We start from the raw sequence: 22,825 nt of genomic DNA, 5'->3' as shown, positions 1-22,825 counted from the left end.
TTTTCTCAATCAAAAATGATGGTTCTTCTCCGATAAACCATGATTCGGTCATCTGCATGGGCTTTAACAGCCTCCGATAATACTTTCTTTTCTATATCTCTACCCATAGCAATCAAATCCTCAACGCTATGCGTATGATTCACATGGATACATTCTTGATAGATAATAGGACCTTCGTCTAAATCCTCCGTTACATAATGACTGGTTGCTCCGATTAACTTTACTCCTCGTTCATAGGCTTGATGATACGGTTTGGCTCCTACAAACGCAGGAAGGAAACTATGATGCACATTAATAATATTATTACGATATTTATTCACAAAATCAGCACTTAATATCTGCATATAACGCGCTAATACAACAAAATTAATATAATGATGTTCAAACAATTCAAGGGTTTGTTTCTCTGCCTGTGATTTTGTATCGGGCGTTACAGGGATATAAAAGAAAGGAATGGAAAAATTCTCTGCTACAGGTTCCAAATCCGGATGATTGCTAACAATCAGACTAATGTCTGCGTTGATTTCTCCATATTTATGCTTAAGGAATAAGTCGTATAAACAGTGGTCATACTTGGAAACCATGACAGCCATTTTTTTTCGGTCATCACCAAAAGAAATAGATGTCTCCATGTGAAATTGCTTTGCTAATTCCGCCAAATCTTTCTGAAATTGCGATTTAGTAACATTCATACTGGAACAATCAAATTTCACACGCATAAAAAAACGATTATCAATTTCTTCTTTATGCTGTTGAGCGTGGATAATATTCCCACCTCGTTCAAATATAAAACGCGCTACATTGTAGACGATACCCGGCACATCCGTACAATGTAACCGTAACACAGCAGTCTTGCTACTCTTCATAAGTCTGTTCCTTTATGGTAAAGATATTCCATGAAATAATGAAATAATTATAATCAACAGACCCCCTTTAAGAGTAATTGTTAAAGGCTTTTAAAAATTTTTGTTTTTGTTAGCTATCGGTGTGTTTACATTTTTTTTGCGGGAATGACACAGCGAAAGCCGATGGTATTGAGTCTTGATTCCGGGAATAATCCTTTGCGTGCTGTGCAGGTGATTGCTTCTGGTCCGGAATTCCAACAACCGCCTCGTAGTGCTCGTAGTGGAGGATTGGGGACCGTTTCTGGGTGGCTCCTTGCTATAGAGTATGGCAGGTAATAATCTCGTGTCCATTCCATAACATTTCCTGCAAGGTCATAAACCCCTTCAGGTGTTTTTCCTTCTTCATGCATGGTTACAATCGAAGGCATACCTAAATAATCATTAAAATTACAATGAATGGTATCCGGTGGAACATTGCCCCAGGGATATTTTCGGTTTTCTTTTCCTCTGGCGGCAAATTCCCATTCCTTTTCTGAGGGTAACATTTTGCCTGCCCATTGTGCATAGGCATTGGCTTCAAACCATGAAATGCCGACAATAGGCTGGTCAGAACCGTTTAACATGGGGTCATACCAATAACGGGGAAGCTGTGCAGATGTCGCTTCAATATATTTTTTATATTCTGCAACAGTTACAGGAAATATATCTATCCAGAAAGGTTCCACAAAGACTTCTTCTTCCGGTGATTCTTCGGGAACGGCGTTATTTCCCATCAAGAAATATCCACCTTCCATAAATACCATATTTTCAGTAGATATAGATTCTTTTGATTCGGACGAGGTAATTATATGTATAGACTTATCTTTATAAGAACTTTCAAAACTTTGTTCCAGAGCAAGACGGAAATCGCGTGCTGTTTGCCAGCGGTCTTCACGGTCCTCAGCCAGTGCTTTGTTTAAGACATCATTAATTGATGGGGATATATCATTTCTCGTTTGCAAAAGAGGGACATACGGGTCCACAGGGGAACGCAAGGATAATAATTCGTATAATATAAGTCCTACCGTATATAAATCGGCGCGTGTATCTGATGGCCACTTTTTCTTTTGTTCCGGTGATGCATACGCATAAGTCCCCACAACATTCTGTTCCTGTGAAGAACTTGTATTTGCATGAGATATAGATTCTTCTACGGCAATGGCAAGACCGAAATCCAGAACCTTAATCTTTTCTCCCGGTAAAACCATAACATTTTCAGGCTTTAAATCTCGATGGGTTACCCAGCGATGAGCGTATTCTAAAGCCTGCAATATTTGTAAAGTAAATTGTATGGCAATTCGTATCGGTAAAAATTGACGGTCTATCCGTTGTTTTCTTAACATGTTTCGTAAAGATTGCCCTTCTAAATATTCCATGCTCAGAAACAAAAAACCTTCATTTGTATATGCTACATCATGAACAGCAACAATATTTTCGTGGCGTAATCGTCGTGCTAACTGAGCCTCTTTAATAAATAATTGTCCTGCTTTAGGTGTTTTTAATAAATTAGGATGTAGAAATTTTAAGGCTACTACTTCATCTAATAATTCATCATGTGCTTTATACACATATCCCATTCCCCCTTTCCCTATAATCCCTTGAATGATATAACGGTCATCAACACGGTCTCCTTCATGAAATTCAATACGAAGAGAGGTCTCATTCCCCATATTTGGGACCACAATGGGTTGTCGGCAATTAAAACAATAGCTTGTTTTCCCCTGGACAACAGCAGGTACCCATATTTTCAAACCACAACTTTTACATATTACAGCTATGATAGGTTGCATTCTGCCTCTTTACTCCACCTCAATAAAAATATCCTTGTTATTTGTGCAAATCAGATATAATTTAATGTCAATAATATCTTATTATATTTGGAGTGTTTTAGTCTAATTTATATAAACACATAGGAAACCGTAATGAGGAAAAAGAAGTATATAAGTAAATCAATTTTTTTTGCTCTTATTGGATTTTATTTGCTCTCTCTATCGAGTAGTGCCGTAGAAGTGGTTATCCCCTCTGTTTCTATCAATACCGGAGAGTGCTTTGCAATCAATGTTAATTTTTATAAATTGGAAGATGAAGACATTCGCACATCTGTAATTGCTCTTGCTTTTGATCCATTTAAGATGCAAATAGGTTGTAATAATGTTTTTAATTCGGGAACTTATAACGAACCCTGGGTGTATGATTCCGAAACATCTGAAGGCGAACAACCGATTGTGTTAAGTAATTCTTTATTGAACATAGGGGCAAAATATCGTGTTGCTATATATCCACAAGGAATAATGGTTGTTGTCCTCTGGGATGTTTCGGATACAATGCCATCAGATACGCTATTTACAGTTCCATGTAAGTTGACAGATAACACCTTGCCGAGGGATAAACTCATCATATCCCCAATTTCAAAAGAGTCTCCAATTTATATAACGAGAACCTTTCCCGATAATCATGTAGAAAACCTATCGTTTTATTGTTCTTTTGCAGATGTAAACGCTTTACCTGTAAATGCGACACTTATTGCGGGCTCTGTTTATGTAAAGGGCTCAACAGAGGGAGAACCTGAAGAAGGAGAAGGCAGTCAAGAAGGGATAATCGAAGGAACTCCTCCAGAGGGGACAGGGGAAGGTATTCTTCCAGAGGGGACAGGGGAAGGTATTCCTATGGAAGGTATAAAAGAAGGTGCCGCAGAAGGTAGTATCTCCGAAGGTATTCCTGAGGGAAATTCAACAGAAGAAGAGAAGCCTATTTGCGGTTGTGAAAAAAAGCATATTACGGAACCACGAAGCATGCTCTCTTTCTTGCAAATCCTAAAAAGGGATAATATAAATATAGGGTTTATGATTGCTCTTGTTGTAATACTTCGCCGATTATAGATAAACTATTTATAACATACAAGCAGGATACTTGATTTTATCATTATATTGAAAGGAATATCATGAGGCCTGTTCTTATTCAGATAGGTGTGTTTGAACTACATTCCTATGTTTTTTTTATGGCATTAGGACTTTTAGTAGGGGTATCACTTGCCTTGCGGGAAAATAGCCGATTAACTCAGCCTTACCCCGTATCAGGAAAAGTAGGAATCTGGGGATTAATAGGAGGATTGATTGGTGCTCATGCCTATTACATAATTCAATATGAAGGGATTCTGCAACTATATAGAATCATTTTTTTCTGGGAAGGTGGCTATGTATTTTTTGGCGGATTTCTTGGAGGAACTATTGGAGTTTGGCTTTATTTAAGAAAGCAAAAAGTCCCTTTTCTCCCCTGTGCGGATATAGGGGCTCCTTATCTGGCTCTGGGTCATGCGATTGGAAGATTAGGCTGTTTCACAAATAGTTGCTGTTGGGGTGATTTATGTCGTGCCCCCTGGGGTGTTGTTTTCCCAAAAGATAGCGGGATATATGACTTCCATACCACTGAACATTTATTGCATATAGATGATTTGTTACCTTTACCTGTTCATCCCACACAATTATATGAAACCTTGGGACTTATTATTATCTTCTTTCTACTGCGTATGATTTACCATAACAAACAATATAACGGACAGGTCCTGCTATGGTATTTTTGTCTTTATGGTGCCTGGCGATTTTTTGATGAAAATTTCCGTGGAGATAGTCCCCATGCAACATTTGGAATGACCGCTTCCCAGTTGATTGCTCTCTCAGCATGTCTTATCAGTGGCTTTATTATCTTCATACTATATTTATTTATAGTCCGTCGAAAAAACAATTTATCACCTAATACCTGATAACATAAAAAAACGGCATTGTGTAAGTCCGTAAGAAAGATAATGTAAAAGTAAATATCAAATTTACTTCGGAGAAAACTTAACTATAAAGATTGCCATTCTAACATGATTGCGGAAAGAGGAGGTATTTCTATAGTGAGATTACCCTCATTATCAGGTTTTGCGGATACGGGTGAAGTTGTGGTATTCGGTTCGTTGTATAACATTATATTATTTCGGTAGTTTTCCGATAGATGGATAGTTGCTTTTTGTGTCTCAGGCAAGTAATTGACTAAGAATTGAGCCGAACGGTTTTTATATGCCCATCGGCAGGTAAGGATAGAACGGAAATGAATGGTATCATTTCGGGGTGTTATCATAGGCACATCTTTATCCCCGCTGTAAGCAAACGGCTTCAACATTCTGCCAAAGAAGAGATAGGAATGCCCATTTCCTGTTCTCCAAAGGTTCAGGTTACGAACCAGAGTTCGTATCTGTTCCTGGTCGGGTCCTTTGTCCCATGGAGCAGAACTCCATTCCCATGCTATTTGCCCGTCTTTCCGTAAGTTAAGGCTTAACATATCTCCCTGAACGAAAGAAATGGCTATGCGTTGGTGCATATTGTAAGTGCTTTTCTCTTCATCCACGAAATGGCTTGTTCCGTTCTGGTTTCCCATAAAATTGTTCAAATATTCATGAAAAACATAACCGTAGGCAGGCACGGGTATACCTATGGCAAGACTGAGATAAGAACGACTGTCGTTAAATAGAAGGTAAGGAATAAAAGGTTCGGCAGCATTGGCTTCACAACCAATTAACATATTGGCATTATTTTGATGAATAAGTTCAAGTATTCTTCGATAGAGGTCTTTCATAGATTCCGTTTGCCACAGTCCTGGACCCGGTGGATGTCCATGTGTTCGGGAATAACAACGATAGCAATTTCCACCTAAATTCTGGTCAAAATACTGCAAGTAATCAATTTTGTAAGGAACCATTTTTGCAATTTCATTTACTACGACTTCTTTAACCCATTCATTGGCAGGGCATAAGTCATAGCCGATACGCTGTGCGTTAGGACCGGCACAAACTCCATTCTCTGCAGGTTTGCCATCAGGTGCATGAGCCACATATTGCACAATTCGCTTTTCCTGAAATTCCTTTGTCATATCATAAGCAGGGTCGGTATTACTGCGAATTGTATAAGCCACTCCACTACCATAAAGTCCAACAAGGTTTCCTGTTTTATGCAATTCATCACAAAAACGAACGAAGTCCTGCAAATCACCATAAGGAGGCCAGACATAAGGAGGTGCCCACGGAGCACTGCCTTCCCAGTGCATTAATAGTGCCATCACAGGAGCAGATAGTTCTTTTGCGTATTTCTGTAAGATTGGTAATGCATGGGTGTAGGGATAATATTCGGGATTGGGTGTCATTTCCACTCCTAAATCACGCTGACCTCTAACGGGATACATAATGACTACCGGCGACTTAAAATACCAATCCGGAATCATCTTATTTTCTTCTAATTTCGGGGGCTTATACATGGCGGAATGTTCCCACCAGTTCCGATATATATCTGCGGCATCGTGCCAATCCCCCTGAAAAGTTCCTAATACCATAGGATAAGGGAGAGTATACTCAGTTCCGCATACGGGTCCGGGAAAAAGACGGAAATCAAGGTAAATGCCTCCGGAGGGATGCTTATGAAATTCGATACCTTTGGGTGTCCCTTTGGGGTCATGAGCCGAAAAATACAGTCCTGCACGAGGTGTATAGTACGCCATGAATTGCATCTGGGCAGGTCCGGGATAAATGCCATTCCAGCCCATAGTCGGATGTTCTATCGGTTGCCAGCGTAACCAACTTTTTTCGCGAAGTTCCGAATCCTCAACAACAACCCCTTCTCCCCCGGGCCAAAAAATTCGTGCATCTCCACCGGAATTAGGCAAATCATTGGGAACAACAACCACCGGGAAATCTATATGTTCTAACCAGAGACCTGTTTCATTCTTTACCTTCATTGTCCAATAAGTTAATGAGGAATTTAAAGGACATTTGATAAAAACCGTTACATCTATCGGTTTTTTGTCAATCTGAAGAAATTCCATTTCTATTTGAGTTTCTTTTCTCTCTACAGAGTCATTTCTGGAAAAACGAATTTGAGAAGATTGCAAAGAAGTCAGGTCTGTTGCCTCTCCATTATCATTACGGAGTCGTAACTTAAAAAGTTCACGAGGCTGGTCGGAAGAAAACACAAATTCCTGACCTTTACTTTCCAGTGATTTTATTTCACCGGTAACTTCATCTAATCGCAAAACATAATGCTCTGTTTTTATCTCATGTATCATGTCTGAATATACTCCCTGTAATTGAAAGGTAAAAAATAAAAGTAAAAGTGAAAGTGTGGATATATGAATTTTTTTTGAGCAAAGCATAATATTGCCTCCTGGTAGGATTGTTCTTTTCAAATTATTATACTTTATTTTCCTTCTTTTTATGATTTACTCGGACAAATCAGAATTTATAAAAATTTTGCTTTTCCTGCGTTAATTCGTTGGAATAGGAATACCCCTACCTTACGAAGTAATTTATCCAGACGGACGATAGGTAGTCCTAATACATTGTAATAACAACCGTCATACCGTGACACTAACAAACTTCCCGGACCATCTACCGTATAAGCACCTGCACGGTCAATAGGGTTCACTACACGAATAAAAGTTTCGATTTCCTCATCACTCAGAGTGCGAAAAGTAACATCTGTTATTTCAGAACCCCTTGCCCTTCTTCCATCCGCGGTATTGGCTATGGCAATACCTGTTATTACTTGATGCGTGTTTCCCGAAAGACGCCGAAGCATACTCCGTGCTTCATCTACATCCCGGGGTTTACTCAAAACTTCACCATCACAAAATACGAGCGTATCTGCCGCAATAATTACTGCCGGATAAGCCACTCGGGATGTTACCTCTTCACATTTGGCATAGGCATTTTCCTCAACCAGTGTTGTAGGAGAATCCCCGTCATCTGTTTCTTTCGCATAGCTAACAATTACCTCAAAATCAATACCTATGGATGCTAACAACGAACGACGACGAGGGGATGCCGATGCAAGAATAAGAGGAAGTTTACAATCTTCCATAGAAACAACTCCGTATTCAATTATTTTTTAATAGGTTCAAGGTCTCTTATTTCTATTTGATTTGATTCTTCGGGAATATTCTGAGGTTTATTTTCCTCTTTTATTTTTTCGCTTTCCTCTTTTTTTGTAATGGATGTCTTGGGAGATGTGTCAACATATTTAGGGTCCAGTTTTGCAGGGTCAGGAATTCTTTTGCCTTCACCGGTGATGGTTTCTTTATATTTGTCATTCTCAATCACATTGGTTCCTGGGGGCAGGTAAATTTGTGTATCTTCCAGTCGGATTTTATTATTGATTTCTATATGTTCAAAATCAACAATAGTCTGGACATTATCTTCATTAACAATCCGCAGACGGTAAGGTAAAAAGGTATCATCCTGAAGGTATAAAACAATTTCTTCAAAAGAGCTGTCCTCTTCCTTGTCTGTAAAAGGTCGGATGGATATGCCCTGTTTTCCTCGTTCATCCGATAGACGAATTGGCAATACATGATACTTTTTGCGAAGTGTATTTAGGTCTTCCGCAAATGCAAAGAAAAACAGCTCCGTTTCTGCGGAATCTTTCAAATCATAAATAGTTATCTGTTTAATATCGGGTTCATATTCGTAAATTCGTTTTTCCTCTATCACGGTGTATTTTTTAGGCTCATCTGTAGTGAATACCATCCTTTGAGGTTTGACGAAAACAAGAGAACCGAAAGTTGTATAGATTTCATCGGGATAAATGTTCTTCTGTTGGAAAGTTGCTACAAGAACATCAATCTTTTCTCGCGATTCTGTATATTTTTTGAAAAAGGTATCTAATTCCCTATCTTCTTCCGTGTCCTGACAATATAGCGAAAAATGTAAGGAAACAAAAATCAATATTAAAGGAAGGAAAAATATATAAGATTTATTCTGTATCATCATGGTTGCCTTCTTCTTCGGTCAACGAATCCAGATTAAAATCTACGGATAAAGCCTGGTCAAGGGACTTCCGAAGTTCACCTAATATCTTTTCACGGTTTTCAGAAGATAAATTTTTTATCTGTGTGGATTCATATTCAGAAAGCATGGATTGAAAAGAAAGCAAAACCGTTTTAACCTCTTGATGAAATCTATCCCGTAGATGTAATAGTTGTTGTATCTCCTGTTCCAATCGAAGGGGTATTTGTTGTGCCCGTGTTTGAGCCTCTGTGATGATGGCCTCTGCCTGTCTTTGGGCACTTTCTATAATATCTTCGTTTAGTTTCTGGGCAGAATTTAAAGCACTTCGTAAAACGGATTCTTCTTGACGATAAAATTCAACCAGTTTGGTTTGCTCATCAATTTTTTCTTTCAATTCCTGAATACGGTCTAAAAGCAATTCTACGGTATCTGCTACACGATGAAGAAATTCATCTACCGATTCTACTGAATAGCCTCCAACAAGACTTTTCGGAAAACGTTGAGCATAAATTTCACTGGGCGTAAGTATGGTTTCTGCTCCTAATACTTCCGATATGACTTTGTCTCTTCTCATGGGTTGACCTCAAACAAATTTGTTATATGAATTGTATCATTCCAGAGGGTCAATTTTCTTATTATCCCTAAGATTATTTTCCGAGTTCCTGTGCCCGACGATATGCAGAATGGATTGCTTCTATAACAATGGATTTAAGATTTTTCCCTTCCATTGTTTTTATTGCGGCTTCTGTAGTTCCACCTTTTGAAGTTACCCGAGCACGGAGAACCTCCGGCAAATCGTCTCCATTTATTAAAAGTGAGGCAGCACCGTAAAAAGTTTGACGAACCAGGGATAATGCTATTTCTTCAGATAAACCCAAAGATTTGCCTGCTTCTATCATACACTCACATAAATAGAAGAAATAGGCAGGACCACTTCCACTAACAGCCGTAACTATATCAATTTGCTCCTCAGACACAAGAACCGTTTTTCCAACCGATTGGAATATCTGTTGAGCAAGAATTTTATCCTGTTCTGAACATTCCTCACTAAAACTAATTGCCGTAATACCCTCTCCAACCAGCGCAGGAGTATTGGGCATAGTGCGAACTATCCGAAGGTCAGAGTGCCCTAATAGATTTTTATAATAGTGGATAGATATACCCGCAGCAATAGAGATAATTAAAACCTCTTTTCCGATTATAGATGTCAATGGCTGAAGTGCAGACTGTATCATCTGTGGCTTTACGGCAACAAGTAGTATGTGCGAAGTATTTAACAACTCTTCTATATGAGTAACAACTTGAACGCCGATATTTTTAGCGTCCTGTTGTTTATCTTCTGCTGGGTCAAACACAAAAATCTGTGAAGGCAAAAAAATATTTTTCCGCAAAAGCCCTTTTACAATTGCCTGACCCATATTGCCAAAACCCAAAAGGGAAAGTTGGGTATTTTTTGTTTCACCTGCAAACATAAAATCAACTCCTTTCAAAGAGAGATTTCTTTTTTGTTATCGCTTAGATACAAAATCATTGGAATTTCATCACATGTTACACCGTATTTAGGACAACGCGCACAATCCTTTCGTATTTTATAGGGAAGTTGTTCTAACGAAGTTTTTTTAAAACCCTGTTTCATAAAAAACTCGGGACAACGCGTAAGGACATAGACCTTAGGAATACCCAATTCACGGGCTTCATTTAATACGGCATGTAATAACATTTTTCCAATACCTTTTCGCTGGAGGTCATCACGCACAATCAGCGTTCTTACTTCTGCAAGGTCTTCCATATCTATATGCAAAGATACACATCCGGCAAGACCCTTTTCATCCGAATATACATAAAAATCACGGACATTTTCATACAATTCCTCTAATGTTCTCGGAAGAACAAGGTCTTTGCCGACCGCATTGTCTATTAATGCTTTCAGTTGCACAACTTCTGATAATTTGGGTTTCCAAACCTGATACATGAACTTTACAACATCCTGCCCATAACATAATATTTTTGATGTAGTATACTCTTTATCGGGGAATATTTTAAAAATCAGTATTGTAATTTATGGGACGGATGGGAAAAATGCGACGGATGGGACAAGTGAGACAAAAGAGAGGTATGTTACGAATAAGATGGTTGAGATGAACGGGATGAATAGGAGTAACGAGACGGATAAGACAAATAGAGCAAATAAGACGAATGATACAAATGATAGAACGAGAAAGAATAAGATGAATGAAACAGAGAAAGGGAAATTGAAATATGTGAAAGAAAGTTTTTTTGAATTATAACGGCAGAAAATTTTTGGTGATTATCTATTTAAATCTGCCAAGAGAATGGAGGTTAAAACGAATGAAATTCCGTGGAGACGAATAATTATTCGTCTCAATATCTTTATGTAAATATCGCCGCCTAATGGTCTCGAGTTTCAAATTGTAATTTCCTGGAGACGAATAATCATTCGTCTCTACCATGCTAACATTAACAGCCATCCATAGCTAAGTCGAGTCTTTTCCAGAACACTGCCTCGTCTCGGTGACCATTCCCGACTACAGGCCTATCATTTATAGATACATCTCCTTATCCAACCGACCTGTTCGGAAGAGCCAAAAGGGCAGGTGGTATAATTTTTTAAGCAATCCCAAGGCTTGCAGGTACCTGCAAACCTTCACTTCATCGGCTACCTTCTTGGTTACTTCCATAATCTCCACGCTCTTTCCTCCTATAACCACTTACATCTCCTTCTCTTTAATGGATTATATGAGATAATTACCAATGAAATCTTTATCTGATACTCACGAACAAACCATGAATGAATCAAGAACTATTGCTGATTATTTCTCGACGGAGTCTATGGTGCCAGCACCTAAAACAATATCGTTATTATAAAAAACGGCGGTTTGTCCCGGCGTAATTGCTGATTGAGGTTCATCGAAGGTAACACGAACTATTTTTCCGTACTCGTCGACTTTCTCTAATTGTGCTGATGCGGGTTCATGTCGAAGCCGTATTTTACAACGGATTTTCATAGGTGTATTAGGTACGTTAGGAATGGAGACCCAGTTACAGTCAATAACTCTCATGGCTTGTTTCAGAAGGGCAGGTTTACGCCCTACGATAACGCGGTTGTTTTTTGGGTCTAACCCGATAACATAATACGGCTCACCAGCCCCACCAATACCTAAACCTTTGCGTTGTCCGATAGTGTAATGGACAATCCCGTGGTGTTTCCCTAAAATATGTCCCTTCTCGTCCACAATGTCCCCTTCCTTCACTTCCTCTTCACGAAATAGAACATCGTATTTATTGCTCTCTAAAAAATCCTGACTTTCACTTTGTTCGGCGAGTTCCGGGAAGCCCGCATTTTGTGCTAAACGACGAATTTGCGATTTGGTCAAGTTCCCTAACGGGAATACAATCTTTTTCAATTGTTCCTGTTGCAACATGGCAAGGAAATAACTCTGGTCTTTTTCCAAATCAATACCGCGAAGCAATAAATACCGATTTTGCATCGGGTCGAAATGAACACGGGCATAATGACCTGTGGCAAAATAGTCAAAGGGAATGCCCGCTTTTTCTGCTCGTTCTATCAAAAATCCAAATTTTATAGTGCGATTACAACGAACACACGGATTAGGCGTTCGACCAGCGAGATATTCCTGACGGAAATATTCCAACACGGCTTCATTATATTCGTCCGCTAATGGGATAACATGAAACGGGATTTCCAGTCGTTTTGCAACGGATTTTGCCATTTCAATTTCCTGTTCTTCGCCAGGACCGAAACATCCTTTTACACCAGTATCCTGCAATGGGAACTGATTATTCCATAGCGACATAGTCAAACCGATAACTTCACATCCCCGCTGTTTCAATAACCAAACTGCCATAGAAGAATCCACTCCACCACTCATCCCTACCGCTACTTTCGTTCCTGGCGGAGGTAATAAATCTAACATTGGATTCTCAAATTCCACTATTTCTTCACCCTTCTAATTTCCTTAATCAATAGATGTAATTAGATGTAATATTATATGAAAACAGGCGTTCTCGTAAATATAAATTTTTCTTTTATATTTTTTTACTGTAACCTTAGTATAAAACAGAAACCCCACTCCTCCTCTTTCTCAATTACAAAAGGGATAAATGAGTTCTATAAATACTTACAAATAATATTTATTGGAAATACAAAAGATACTGTATTTGTAGGAATTTTAAAAGAATGGTGGGCGGTGCAGGACTCGAACCTGCGACCCCCTGCGTGTAAAGCAGATGCTCTGACCAGCTGAGCTAACCGCCCCTATTAACCCCAATAGGGATTATTATATTATCAAAATAAAAACCCTATTATCAATTTTCTTTTGGCTGTATTTGTCGGTATTCACAAAGCCGCATTGGCCTACTTCAAAGCAGGTGCTTATTTTTTATGCGTGTATTTTTGGGTCTCTACGAAGATAGCCCATAGAAATCTTTGTTATTGAGAAGGGGAAATCATTTTTTTAGGGTCAACAATCTGGTCAAACTCTTGTTCGGTGATTAAGCCTGTTTTCAGCGCTTCTTCTTTCAGGGTTGTGCCATTTTTATAGGCATTGCGGGCAATTTGCGCGGAAACTTCATAACCAAGTTTCCGATTTAGTGCCGTTACTAACATCAATGAATTTTGAAGGTAGTATGCTAATTTTTCGCGGTTAGCTTGAATACCGTTCAGACAATTTCGGGTGAAGGATTGGCAGGCATCGGAAAGGAGCTGTATGGATTGCAAAATGTTGTATGCAATCACGGGTTTATAAACATTGAGTTCAAATTGTCCTGAGGCACCTGCAATGTTAATAGTTACATCGTTCCCTATCACCTGGGCACAGACCATGGTCATCATTTCGCACTGGGTCGGATTGACTTTGCCGGGCATAATGGAGGAGCCGGGTTCATTTTCGGGCAGGAGCAGTTCGGCAAATCCACAACGGGGACCACTGCCCATAAGTCGAATGTCATTGGCAATTTTCATGCAGGAACAAGCCAATGTTTTTAATACACCAGAAAGCATAACCAATGCATCATGTCCCGCTAATGCTTCAAATTTATTTTCTGCGGGACGGAAGGGTTGTTGGGTTAATTCGGCAATGTATGCAACTGCTTTTTCAGCAAAATGTGTCGGAGCGTTCAAGCCTGTGCCAACAGCAGTTCCGCCCAATGCTAATTCGTATAAATCTTTTAGAGATAATTGAACACGATTGATGGCTTGTTCGATTTGCCGTGCATAACCGGAGAATTCCTGCCCTAAGGTAATCGGCGTTGCATCCATCATGTGTGTTCTACCCGTTTTAATTAAATCTTTATATTCTTCCGATTTTTGCGTAAGTGATTGGTAAAATTCTTCTAAGGCAGGTATCAGGCGGTTGTTTATTTCCAATATGGTGGCTACATGCATCGCGGTCGGGAAAACATCGTTTGAAGATTGGGACATATTCACATGGTCATTGGGATGTATGGGCTTTTTCGTGCTATGGGGTGAGCCTAAAAGTTCATTAGCACGCGTGGATATGACTTCATTCACATTCATGTTTGTTTGGGTGCCACTTCCCGTTTGCCAGACATGCAGGGGGAATTGGTCGTCCCATTTCCCTGCGATAATTTCGTCTACCACGGTTGTGATAATTTCACAATATTCCGATTTAAGTAAGCCGAGGTCACGGTTAGCCCTTGCACAGGCTTTTTTCACAAGTGCCAATGCATAGACAATCTCCATAGGCATTTTTTCTTTGCCCACGGAAAAGAATTGTAACGAACGAACGGTCTGGCTACCGTAATAGGCATGGCGCGGAACCTGCACTTCACCTAACGCATCTTTCTCTATACGAAATTCCATGTTTATATATCCCTTCTTCGATTGAGTAATTTTTATCCATACTTATTTTACTTCAATGGTGCATGACGAATAAATCTCTTAATAGAACCCGAAAGAGAGATTTTTTGTAGGTTGTTGTAGAAAGAGAAGGTCTATGAATTTTTAAATGTGTTTTAATAAAGTAAAGGCACAGGTTGTTTACCTGTGCCTTTGTCTGTGTTGTAATGCGGTGTGGTATTAATACGAGCCTGTGTGCCTATCATCCAACTTTAATCTGAATACGGTGTGCCTTCGCAGATTCGCTCTTGGGCAGACGAATCTGTAAGACTCCATTCTTGTAATTTGCCTCGGCTTTCTCTCCAATAACTTCGCAGGGCAAAGGAATAACACGAGAGAAGGAGCCGTATTGGCATTCCGCATAGTAATAGGAGCGGTCCTTCTTCTCCTGCTGGAACTTCTTTTCACCCCGCAGGACAAGCCGTTGCCCTTGAAGTTCTACCTGGAAATCCTTTTCAGACAAGCCGGGCATTTCTGCATTAACGATAACTTCGTCATCGTTTTCTTCGACATCTACCGCCGGGAATGTGGTGGTATTGAACCAGTCGAAGAAAACAGGTTCATGCGCGAGCCAATTTCCCGTATCTTTACGGGTTGTTAAGAAGCGGTCAAACCAATTATTAAAGGTCTGACGCAAATCATTTATCCTTTCCTTTATCTGGATAGGGACTAATGTGTTACGCATAAACCTCACCTCCTTTTATTTTTTATAGGGCAGATTCTATTACGAACCTGCCCTCATTATTCTTAACTCACCGTAATCGGTATTTGTTTCGGTTTCGCTTCTTCTTTCTTTGGCAAGTGGATAATCAACACACCGTTTTTCATTTCAGCCTTGATTTTCTCCTGATCCGTCTTATCACTTAACTGGAACTGACGGAAATATGGATATAGTTCAAACTCCCGATAAGTCGGCTCGATATTCAAATTGCTTTTAGCAACTGCTTTGATGGTCAGGATGTCATTCTCCACCTGAATCTGGACATCTTCTTTTAGTACGCCGGGCAAATCGGCGATGACAGTTAATCCTTCTGCCGTTTCAAAGATGTCCACAGGCGGTCTGAGTGTTTTTGAACTGTCCCGTGTATCGGGGACATGTTTCGATTGTGTTCTGACGGGAATTGTGCTCTCTTTCATAGCCAACACCTCCTTTTTGTTATGGGTTATTAATTTACAGTTATTGAAATTTGCTTGGGTTTTGCGGATTCGGCTTTAGGCAGAGTTAACAGAAGGATACCGTTCTTATACTCTGCCTTTACTTTATCGGCATCTACTTCGACAGGGAGCGATAAAGTGCGGATGAATTTCCCAGCACCGCGTTCATTGCGATGGAATGCCTCCGGTTTCACATCCTTTATCGCAGGTTTTTCCCCTGCAATACGGACGGTATTATTAAGCACGGAGACTTCCAGCGTTTCGGGGTCAATACCCGGAGCCAGTGCCTCCACATAGACATTATCCTTATCCTCTGCAAGATTGACGAGAGGATAGGTGCGTGTGGAGACGCCCGGTAGGAACGAGAAGCGGAACGAAGGGATGTCCCACACATCCTCGCTGAATGTGCGGAATAAATCATCCATTTCGCGTTTGAGTTGTTCTAACTCTTGAATTGGGTCCCACCATCTTCTCATAGGTCATACCTCCTTTTGTTAAGGTTTAGGTTTTTCTTTGTTGTTCAATTGTCATTTTAATTTAAGCAAACATCGTGCCATGTAAGGATGATCAAAAAGTATATAAAACTACGGGGTTTAGGCAGTCCTGTGAATAAACAAAGTGCCGAATGTTTCAATTTTATATGGAGAAATGAAACACTCGTTTCACTATGATACGGAAGGTATATCTCGGAAAAATACAGTCGTAAGAATTGGATAATTATAAGAATTTTTTATCTCAGGCGAAAATGTGTTATTATATTATCATTCTCCTTAAAATTAATCCCGTTTCAAAATACAATTAGGTGTTTTTTTATATGTGGTATCGTTCTGCTCCGATTATTTTATTGATATTATCAAATCTGTTCATGACTTATGCGTGGTATGGACATTTAAAAGATTTAAAAAGTAAACCCTTATTTATGGCAATAGTATTCAGTTGGTTTGTAGCATTCTTTGAATACTGCCTTTAGGTCCCTGCCAATCGTATCGGATTTCAATTTCTCAGTTTAAGTCAGTTAAAGGTACTTCAAGAAGTTATTACCATGATTGTATTTGCTATCTTTTCTGTTTTATATATGAAAGAGCAAATTCGTATGGATTTCGTATGGGCCTCTTTCTGCCTTGTCGGCGCTGTATATTTTATGTTCCGCGGCATGTTCACCAATTAATCGGAGACCAAATCCCACACGGATAAAAAGGGCTGATGTTGCAGAATGTCTAATACACCTAAAATGTCCGGGTAAGGGGAAATGTAATCTGCATATTCCTTTATTTCTTTATGGGCATTGGCAGGGCATGCAAAAAAGGCTACTTGTTCACGAATAGCAATATCCCCTAAGGTGTCTCCAATACCTACTGCTTCATCACGGTTAGAGCCTAATTCGCTTAATATAACCTTGATGGCTTCGCCTTTATTAACCCCATCAAGTGAAATATTTAAATAATAATGGCTTGGTTGAATAACCAATTTGGGTCCCCCTTGTTGTTTAACAAAATCATTAATCCTGTCTATCATTCCACGGAACAATTCTGGTTTTTGACTAAACAAAGAAAGTTGAGCTTCTTTACCAAATTGATAAATGACTTCGGGTTGTTCAGGTAAAAGTTCCTTCTCAATGAACAATCGCAGATTGCGTAATCCTTGAATTTTTTCGGGTGTTACACCGGGACCAAATCGTGAAACATTGTCCTTTAAGGTATAAATTACTGCTCCATTTTCACATACAAGGGGAGCTTGCAAATCAAAAATTTTTGCCCAGACTTCTACATACGGCTGAGGTCTGCCTGTGCATAAAATTAACGGAACAGGATAGGAACCATTCCTCTTCCTTTTATGAAAAAATTCGGCTAATTGTTTAAAGGTATTCCAATTCCATGCTTCTGAGGTTTCCGGTGTAAGACAACCATCTATATCACTTACTATCCAGCGATAACTCACAAAAAAACTCCTTCTTTATTTTTTCTTTATGATAAACACTTAAAAAAGGATATCTATTGTTTCTATTTTTTACTTAATCTTTTTGTTGGAATTTATGGGATATACTAACAATTATCACGAATAACATGCCAATAGCAAAGTAGATTACCACGGAAGGTAAACCCACCATTTCAAAATCACTATCATTGGCTAAATCAAAGAACTTCACGGATATATACATTTCCATTAAAATGGAATTAATAAGCACAAACAAAACACTTATTGAATAAAAACCCACAAGAGCCAAATATTTTCCCCAAAGATTTAATCGGCTCCAGAAATTATTTTTTGCATTTAAAAATCCTAAGGCAAATGTAAAGACCCCAACGATAATAGCGGCTCCAAAATATCGAATATAGGAGAAGAAATAAACAGGTATAGGATATATCAGTAAATGGATTACAAAGAAGAGCATAAACCACCACCCCATTATCATAAGGTAAAAACCAGGATTTCGTAGATGATTAGACATTATTTATTAAGATAAATCCTTCGACTACTGGTAGAATTATCTTTTGATTAAGTGATTTCTAGGAAACTTTCTTTATAGTATTGGTAAGAAGGGAAACCATTGTTTAAAGAACTCAATGGCTTCTGTAGCACGCTTTGCCGCTGAAATAACATATTTACCCCATGCTCCGCCACCGAAGGCATAATAGCCAATCGCACCACCACCAACCGCTACAGCACCAATCGAAAAGCCTCCTATACACACACCTCCCATAACAAAACCTCCTAATGCAATGAGACCAAGAGATAATCCACCTATTGAGATAATACCGATAGATAAACCACCGAAAGAAACGATACCCATTGCCAGTCCACCAATCGCAATCCAGCCTTTAGCAATATCACCAATCGCAATAATGCCGTTAGCATATCCTCGCATTTCATTCTTTTCTATATCCGGACCGAGGGAAATATCAATGAGTGGAAGTCCAAAGACAGTTATGCTTGATTGTTTGCGGATACCTCGATACATTTGTTTATTCATTATTCGTCCTTTTCTAAAATATTAAAATAATTATAACAATCAATAGAAAGGTAATCAAGAAAAAAATTTAAAATTGTGAAGAAATCAATTTTACACAAAATAACAGGAAAATTTGATTGACATTGTTTAAAAATTATGTTCATTTACTATTGCTGGCAAAAAAGGAAAGGAACCCATGAACATAAGTCATTAATAGTACCCGGGGTATATAAGGATGTTATGAATGGAACAACTTCTATGGGTAGATCAATACCATAATTATCCATTACCAATGTCTGGAAGGCATAGGTTTGAACAACAAGTGTAGATAAGGCATCTATGACCCCTTGAATTTGAGGTTTCTGGTCCGAACGGAAGGTAAGTATAGGAGTTATAGTATAGCCACAAAGTTTTTCGGGTGTCTCTTCTACCTGCCAGTTGCTCATCAATGACAACCAATAAGACCATATCTCCCAGTATCCCTTTTCACTAACTTCTTCGCAGGTCGTTTCATTGCTTAATTTCGCCGTCCATTCGCCGATAGGAATGGGTTCGTCCTGTATGGATAGGTCCATTATACAGACATTACCTTCAACATTTACAGCAACGGCATGATAATAGGGCCAATAGACATGTATAGGTTCGTTGGGGAAAGTAATATCGTTTGTTGATACAAGATTTTGGAACACAATTAAAGGACCTGTAATATTCATCGAAGCCACATCTACATAAGGATGAGAAATAACTTGCTGGATAGTGTCTGCGGTTAATTCATTCGGGTCAAGTATCGGCTCAGATTCGGGAACAGGGTCCGGTGTCGAAGCAATCAAATATTGCAATAACAGACTTCTATCCTGACAGGCTTGATTTATCATAGACCATGCTATCGGAACGAGGGTTCCATCTTCAGAACGGATTTTCGTCTTCCTTACATAACAAGCAATACGAATGGCCCTTTCACGGGTGATTGGACGCAGTTCATAAGGGTCAGGAATTTTACCTAAGGAAATGGTTATATTAACCTTACTCCCATAGAGAACTTTCGTTCCGTATCTCGGTTCTTGTGAAATGATATAACCCAGAGGATAGGTATTCGAAAACTCTCGTGAAATAGTCCCTACTTTTAAAGAAGATTGCTTGAGTATTTCTATACCCTCTTTTTGTGTTATTCCAATTATATACGGGACACCGACTTTGTCCGAACCTCGGGAAATTACAAGAGTAATATTCGTTCCTTCATTAACTTTTGAACCACCAACAGGGTCCTGACTTATTACATAATTTTCAGGAGCATCGTCCGAATACATATATGATAAGGATATAGAATAAAATCCAGCAGACCGAATTTCATCCATAGCTACACTTTCCGGATAGCCAACCACATTCGGAACAGTAATAGTTTTCGTGCAAGCAGAACAGAGGAAAAAAACGAGTATCAGGAAAAACCCTTGCTTGATGTATTTGTTCATATCATCTTACCCTATTATAGGTTTCAGATTTATATATTGTAAAATTTATTAACTATAATATTACAATATTTTAATCTTGTGTTATATTATTTTGATATAGAAAAATAGAAAAGGTAAGTTATGAATTGTTCCGTTTGTAATAAAAATCCAGCAGTAGCGAAATGCTCTTTGTGTGGTAAAGTTATATGTAAAACTTGCGGGGTACTGTGTCCTTCTTGTCAAAAGCCCATATGCAGGACACATCTGGTGCGTTTATCCGACGGTAAAATTGCATGCCGTTTATGTGCTGTTCCTAAACAGCAATTATCACCTCCAAAAACAACGGAAACCCAAAAAGTTCCTCCATCAGCAGCTATTCCCGAAAAGAAAGAAGAGAAGGTATCGTTAAGTTTTGAGGATTTAATGTCCGAAATGGGGGATATCCGTATTAAAGTTTCAGATACTTCCGATAAAGAGACAAAAACTGATGAGAAAAAAGGATGGATAGGCGATGTAGAAGAGATTACAGAAAAAGGAACTGTTGATAATCCTTTTTCCGCAAGTGCTGAACATCAAGAAAAGGCTGAACCTGCCCCTGCTGGTTATAAACACTTAAAACGGAAGCCCAGCGATGACCCCAATGAATTTCGAATATTAACAGCAAGTGCACCAAAACCAACGCCTATGTGGGTAAGTGGATTAATAAGTGCCATTTTAGCCGTTATCCTCTCTATTCCACTCCTAAAAAACAGCCAATCTCCATTTTTCCCTTCATTCTTTTCCTATTCCGTAATTCTTTTAGCGGGAGGTTCTGCCTTCTGGAATGGATATGGACTACTCTGGACAGAGGATACCGCTTTTAATCGGCTCATGTGTATACCGGGAATAATTTTAGGACTTATCGCCATTGGAATAGGTGTTTTCTTCGGATTAAAATAAGGATTTGTTTATGGACATAGGTCAAATTATCCAATTTGCAATTGAATATAAGTGGACAATTGCAGTATTAATACCTATAATATTAGTTATCATTATTGTAAAAATTCGCGGATAAGCCTTATTTTATTATATATCACCGCGAGTATTTTCTTATTTTTTTGTTATTGGCTCTTTATTTGTTTTACAATCAATTCAGCTGTATTTAAAGGAGAGCCGTTTAATGCAACATGTTATTTCTGCTGTTATAGTAATGGCGTTCTTTTTGTTAATGTGCTTGTATGGAGAGTATAAAAAGAAACCATGGACACGGGCTATTGGTAAAATGATGGCGTCTAATTGTTTTTTATACATAGCATTTTCCACTTATTGGCTCTATGATGTGCCGGATTCTCTTCACATTACAATGATATGGATTATTGTCGGTTTGGTATGCTCCTGGTGGGGTGATTTATTTTTATTATCAAGAAATTCCGTTATTTTTCTGCTCGGTTTGGTTTCCTTTTTATTAGCACATGTTTGTTATATCCTTGCATTTTTCTTTGCTCAGGTGGATTGGTCTTTAACAATTTCGGCTATGGGTGTATCTCTTGTGCCTGCCATTGCTATTGGATTTTGGTTAAATCCCAACCTCGGTGATATGCGAATTCCTGTATATATGTATATGATAATCATTAGTTGCATGGTATCGTTCGCAATAGGTGCCTGGGCATACGGCGGTTTGTGGAATTTACCCTTAGGGGCTCTTATTTTTTATGCCTCCGATATATTTGTTGCTCGTGACCGATTTAAGACTGCGGACAAATGGAATTTCCTTATCGGTGGTCCCTTATACTTTTTAGGTCAGGTATTTTTAGCGTCAACACCCCTATGGATAAACTAATATAACTTAGGAATAACAAAACAATAAGAATAAAGGAGACAAAGTATGCGGATTTGTGTGGCAGGTGCATTAGGTAAGATGGGTCGAAGAATACTGGAAGTGTCAGGCTGGGAAGAAGACATTCAGGTATGTGGCGCTTTTGACTTGCCTCAATTTGCCGGTCGAGTAATTTCTTACGGTGGCGAGAAATCCACCCCCAAAGAAATCTCTTTAGGGAGTGATGCGAAAACAGAAATACAGAAAGCAGATGTATTGATAGATTTTACCCAACCTTCTTCTTCGCTGCAACATGCAGAGATAGCCTATCAACTAAAAAAAGGGATTGTAATTGGCACAACAGGATTATCTGCCGAGCAGGAGCAGACCCTGAAACAATATGCACAGGAAATACCTATTGTATATGCACCCAATATGAGTGTAGGCGTAAATTTATTATTCCGTTTAGTAAAGGAAGTTTCGGAGTGTTTAGGTTTAGATTATAATGTAGAAATTGTAGAAATTCACCATAATCAAAAGAAAGACAGCCCCAGTGGAACTGCCTTACGACTGGTAAAAGAAGTAGCCGATGGACTGAACCTGAATTTACAAACACAGGCTGTATATGGCAGAGAAGGAGTTATTGGACCGCGAAAGAAAGATGAAATCGGTGTGCTGGCAGTTCGTGGTGGCGATGTCGTAGGAGAACACACAGTTTACTTTATCGGACACGGAGAACGAATACAATTGACCCATATAGCCCACAATCGCGATAACTTTGCCCGGGGTGCTATCCGTGCCGCCCGATACGCTTACGCAAACAAACCCGGCCTCTATGACATGATGAATGTCTTAGGTTTTAGATAAAAAGACAACCTATA

General features: G+C 39.0%; 24 protein-coding genes, 1 tRNA gene and 1 pseudogene. 7 read left to right on the top strand and 19 right to left on the bottom strand.

The genetic code is table 11. The features are described 5' to 3' along the window. Window positions 1–5 precede the first annotated feature (5 nt). Window positions 6–866 carry a formyltetrahydrofolate deformylase gene (purU, locus tag PLA12_00550; GenBank protein ID HOQ30978.1) on the bottom strand — a complete coding sequence of 287 codons (861 nt, stop codon included), beginning with the start codon at window positions 864–866 and terminating at the stop codon, window positions 6–8. 125 nt (window positions 867–991) lie between these two features. Continuing rightward, window positions 992–2,674, bottom strand: coding sequence for a bifunctional serine/threonine-protein kinase/formylglycine-generating enzyme family protein (locus PLA12_00545; GenBank protein ID HOQ30977.1), 1,683 nt, complete (start codon window positions 2,672–2,674; stop codon window positions 992–994). Between the two features lie 132 nt (window positions 2,675–2,806). Here PLA12_00545 and PLA12_00540 point away from each other — a divergent pair, with 132 nt between their 5' ends. Next, window positions 2,807–3,763, top strand: a complete 957-nt coding sequence (locus PLA12_00540; GenBank protein ID HOQ30976.1) for a hypothetical protein — start codon at window positions 2,807–2,809, stop codon at window positions 3,761–3,763. A gap of 59 nt (window positions 3,764–3,822) precedes the next feature. After that, window positions 3,823–4,644 carry a prolipoprotein diacylglyceryl transferase gene (gene lgt, locus PLA12_00535; GenBank protein ID HOQ30975.1) on the top strand — a complete coding sequence of 274 codons (822 nt, stop codon included), beginning with the start codon at window positions 3,823–3,825 and terminating at the stop codon, window positions 4,642–4,644. Between the two features lie 83 nt (window positions 4,645–4,727). Here lgt and PLA12_00530 read toward each other — a convergent pair whose 3' ends face one another. The 6 genes from PLA12_00530 to PLA12_00505 all read right to left on the bottom strand — a co-directional run bounded on the left by PLA12_00530 (window position 4,728) and on the right by PLA12_00505 (window position 10,669). Then, window positions 4,728–7,064, bottom strand: a complete 2,337-nt coding sequence (locus PLA12_00530) for a DUF6259 domain-containing protein (protein HOQ30974.1) — start codon at window positions 7,062–7,064, stop codon at window positions 4,728–4,730. 86 nt (window positions 7,065–7,150) lie between these two features. Continuing rightward, complete coding sequence (locus PLA12_00525) at window positions 7,151–7,771, bottom strand: Maf family protein (protein HOQ30973.1); 621 nt, start codon at window positions 7,769–7,771, stop codon at window positions 7,151–7,153. 20 nt (window positions 7,772–7,791) lie between these two features. Continuing rightward, a complete protein-coding gene (locus PLA12_00520) occupies window positions 7,792–8,679 on the bottom strand; it encodes an outer membrane lipoprotein carrier protein LolA (protein ID HOQ30972.1) in 888 nt (295 codons plus the stop codon). After that, a complete protein-coding gene (locus tag PLA12_00515) occupies window positions 8,663–9,271 on the bottom strand; it encodes a DivIVA domain-containing protein (protein HOQ30971.1) in 609 nt (202 codons plus the stop codon). The genes PLA12_00520 and PLA12_00515 overlap by 17 nt, the downstream gene beginning before the upstream one ends. Before the next feature lie 73 nt (window positions 9,272–9,344). Then, a complete protein-coding gene (proC, locus tag PLA12_00510; GenBank protein ID HOQ30970.1) occupies window positions 9,345–10,169 on the bottom strand; it encodes a pyrroline-5-carboxylate reductase in 825 nt (274 codons plus the stop codon). Between the two features lie 14 nt (window positions 10,170–10,183). After that, window positions 10,184–10,669, bottom strand: a complete 486-nt coding sequence (locus PLA12_00505) for an N-acetyltransferase (protein ID HOQ30969.1) — start codon at window positions 10,667–10,669, stop codon at window positions 10,184–10,186. 157 nt (window positions 10,670–10,826) lie between these two features. Here PLA12_00505 and PLA12_00500 point away from each other — a divergent pair, with 157 nt between their 5' ends. Next, window positions 10,827–10,985, top strand: coding sequence for a hypothetical protein (locus tag PLA12_00500; protein ID HOQ30968.1), 159 nt, complete (start codon window positions 10,827–10,829; stop codon window positions 10,983–10,985). Between the two features lie 273 nt (window positions 10,986–11,258). Here PLA12_00500 and PLA12_00495 read toward each other — a convergent pair whose 3' ends face one another. The 7 genes from PLA12_00495 to PLA12_00465 form a co-directional block, all read right to left on the bottom strand. After that, entirely contained in the window at window positions 11,259–11,426 is a 168-nt protein-coding gene (locus tag PLA12_00495) for a hypothetical protein (GenBank protein ID HOQ30967.1), read from the bottom strand. Between the two features lie 102 nt (window positions 11,427–11,528). Beyond that, on the bottom strand, window positions 11,529–12,671 hold the full coding sequence (mnmA, locus tag PLA12_00490) for a tRNA 2-thiouridine(34) synthase MnmA (GenBank protein ID HOQ30966.1): 1,143 nt from the start codon (window positions 12,669–12,671) through the stop codon (window positions 11,529–11,531). 246 nt (window positions 12,672–12,917) lie between these two features. Further along, a tRNA-Val gene (locus PLA12_00485) sits at window positions 12,918–12,994 on the bottom strand. A gap of 174 nt (window positions 12,995–13,168) precedes the next feature. Continuing rightward, entirely contained in the window at window positions 13,169–14,560 is a 1,392-nt protein-coding gene (gene fumC, locus PLA12_00480) for a class II fumarate hydratase (protein ID HOQ30965.1), read from the bottom strand. 238 nt (window positions 14,561–14,798) lie between these two features. Continuing rightward, window positions 14,799–15,281, bottom strand: a complete 483-nt coding sequence (locus PLA12_00475; protein ID HOQ30964.1) for an Hsp20/alpha crystallin family protein — start codon at window positions 15,279–15,281, stop codon at window positions 14,799–14,801. 62 nt (window positions 15,282–15,343) lie between these two features. After that, the gene (locus PLA12_00470; protein HOQ30963.1) at window positions 15,344–15,733 is read right to left on the bottom strand and encodes an Hsp20/alpha crystallin family protein; all 390 of its coding nucleotides are present in this window, start codon (window positions 15,731–15,733) and stop codon (window positions 15,344–15,346) included. Window positions 15,734–15,762: 29 nt separating this feature from the next. Further along, window positions 15,763–16,227, bottom strand: coding sequence for an Hsp20/alpha crystallin family protein (locus PLA12_00465; protein ID HOQ30962.1), 465 nt, complete (start codon window positions 16,225–16,227; stop codon window positions 15,763–15,765). 338 nt (window positions 16,228–16,565) lie between these two features. On the opposite strand from PLA12_00465, the pseudogene PLA12_00460 reads away from it, so the two are divergent. After that, window positions 16,566–16,919, top strand: a pseudogene (locus tag PLA12_00460) (DMT family protein). Here the strand turns inward: PLA12_00460 and PLA12_00455 are convergent. From PLA12_00455 to PLA12_00440, 4 genes are all read right to left on the bottom strand, one after another. Next, window positions 16,916–17,689 (bottom strand): HAD hydrolase family protein, encoded by a 774-nt coding sequence (locus PLA12_00455; GenBank protein HOQ30961.1) that lies wholly within the window; start codon window positions 17,687–17,689, stop codon window positions 16,916–16,918. The pseudogene PLA12_00460 and the gene PLA12_00455 sit on opposite strands and share 4 nt — an antisense overlap. Window positions 17,690–17,762: 73 nt before the next feature. Further along, a complete protein-coding gene (locus PLA12_00450) occupies window positions 17,763–18,143 on the bottom strand; it encodes a hypothetical protein (GenBank protein ID HOQ30960.1) in 381 nt (126 codons plus the stop codon). 129 nt (window positions 18,144–18,272) lie between these two features. Continuing rightward, entirely contained in the window at window positions 18,273–18,722 is a 450-nt protein-coding gene (locus tag PLA12_00445; protein HOQ30959.1) for a hypothetical protein, read from the bottom strand. 146 nt (window positions 18,723–18,868) lie between these two features. After that, window positions 18,869–20,170 carry a PASTA domain-containing protein gene (locus tag PLA12_00440; GenBank protein HOQ30958.1) on the bottom strand — a complete coding sequence of 434 codons (1,302 nt, stop codon included), beginning with the start codon at window positions 20,168–20,170 and terminating at the stop codon, window positions 18,869–18,871. Between the two features lie 246 nt (window positions 20,171–20,416). Here PLA12_00440 and PLA12_00435 point away from each other — a divergent pair, with 246 nt between their 5' ends. The 3 genes from PLA12_00435 (at window position 20,417) to dapB (ending at window position 22,811) form a co-directional block, all read left to right on the top strand. After that, on the top strand, window positions 20,417–21,088 hold the full coding sequence (locus PLA12_00435) for a hypothetical protein (GenBank protein ID HOQ30957.1): 672 nt from the start codon (window positions 20,417–20,419) through the stop codon (window positions 21,086–21,088). A 220-nt stretch (window positions 21,089–21,308) separates the two neighbouring features. Then, a complete protein-coding gene (locus tag PLA12_00430) occupies window positions 21,309–21,968 on the top strand; it encodes a lysoplasmalogenase (GenBank protein HOQ30956.1) in 660 nt (219 codons plus the stop codon). A gap of 45 nt (window positions 21,969–22,013) precedes the next feature. Then, window positions 22,014–22,811 carry a 4-hydroxy-tetrahydrodipicolinate reductase gene (gene dapB / locus PLA12_00425; GenBank protein ID HOQ30955.1) on the top strand — a complete coding sequence of 266 codons (798 nt, stop codon included), beginning with the start codon at window positions 22,014–22,016 and terminating at the stop codon, window positions 22,809–22,811. Window positions 22,812–22,825 lie beyond the last annotated feature (14 nt).

Origin of the sequence: Candidatus Hydrogenedens sp. (genome assembly GCA_035378955.1) — a bacterium.
Lineage (GTDB): Bacteria > Hydrogenedentota > Hydrogenedentia > Hydrogenedentales > Hydrogenedentaceae > Hydrogenedens.
The sequence above is the reverse complement of the archived record's forward strand: the minus strand, read 5'-3'. Positions and strand labels throughout refer to the sequence as shown.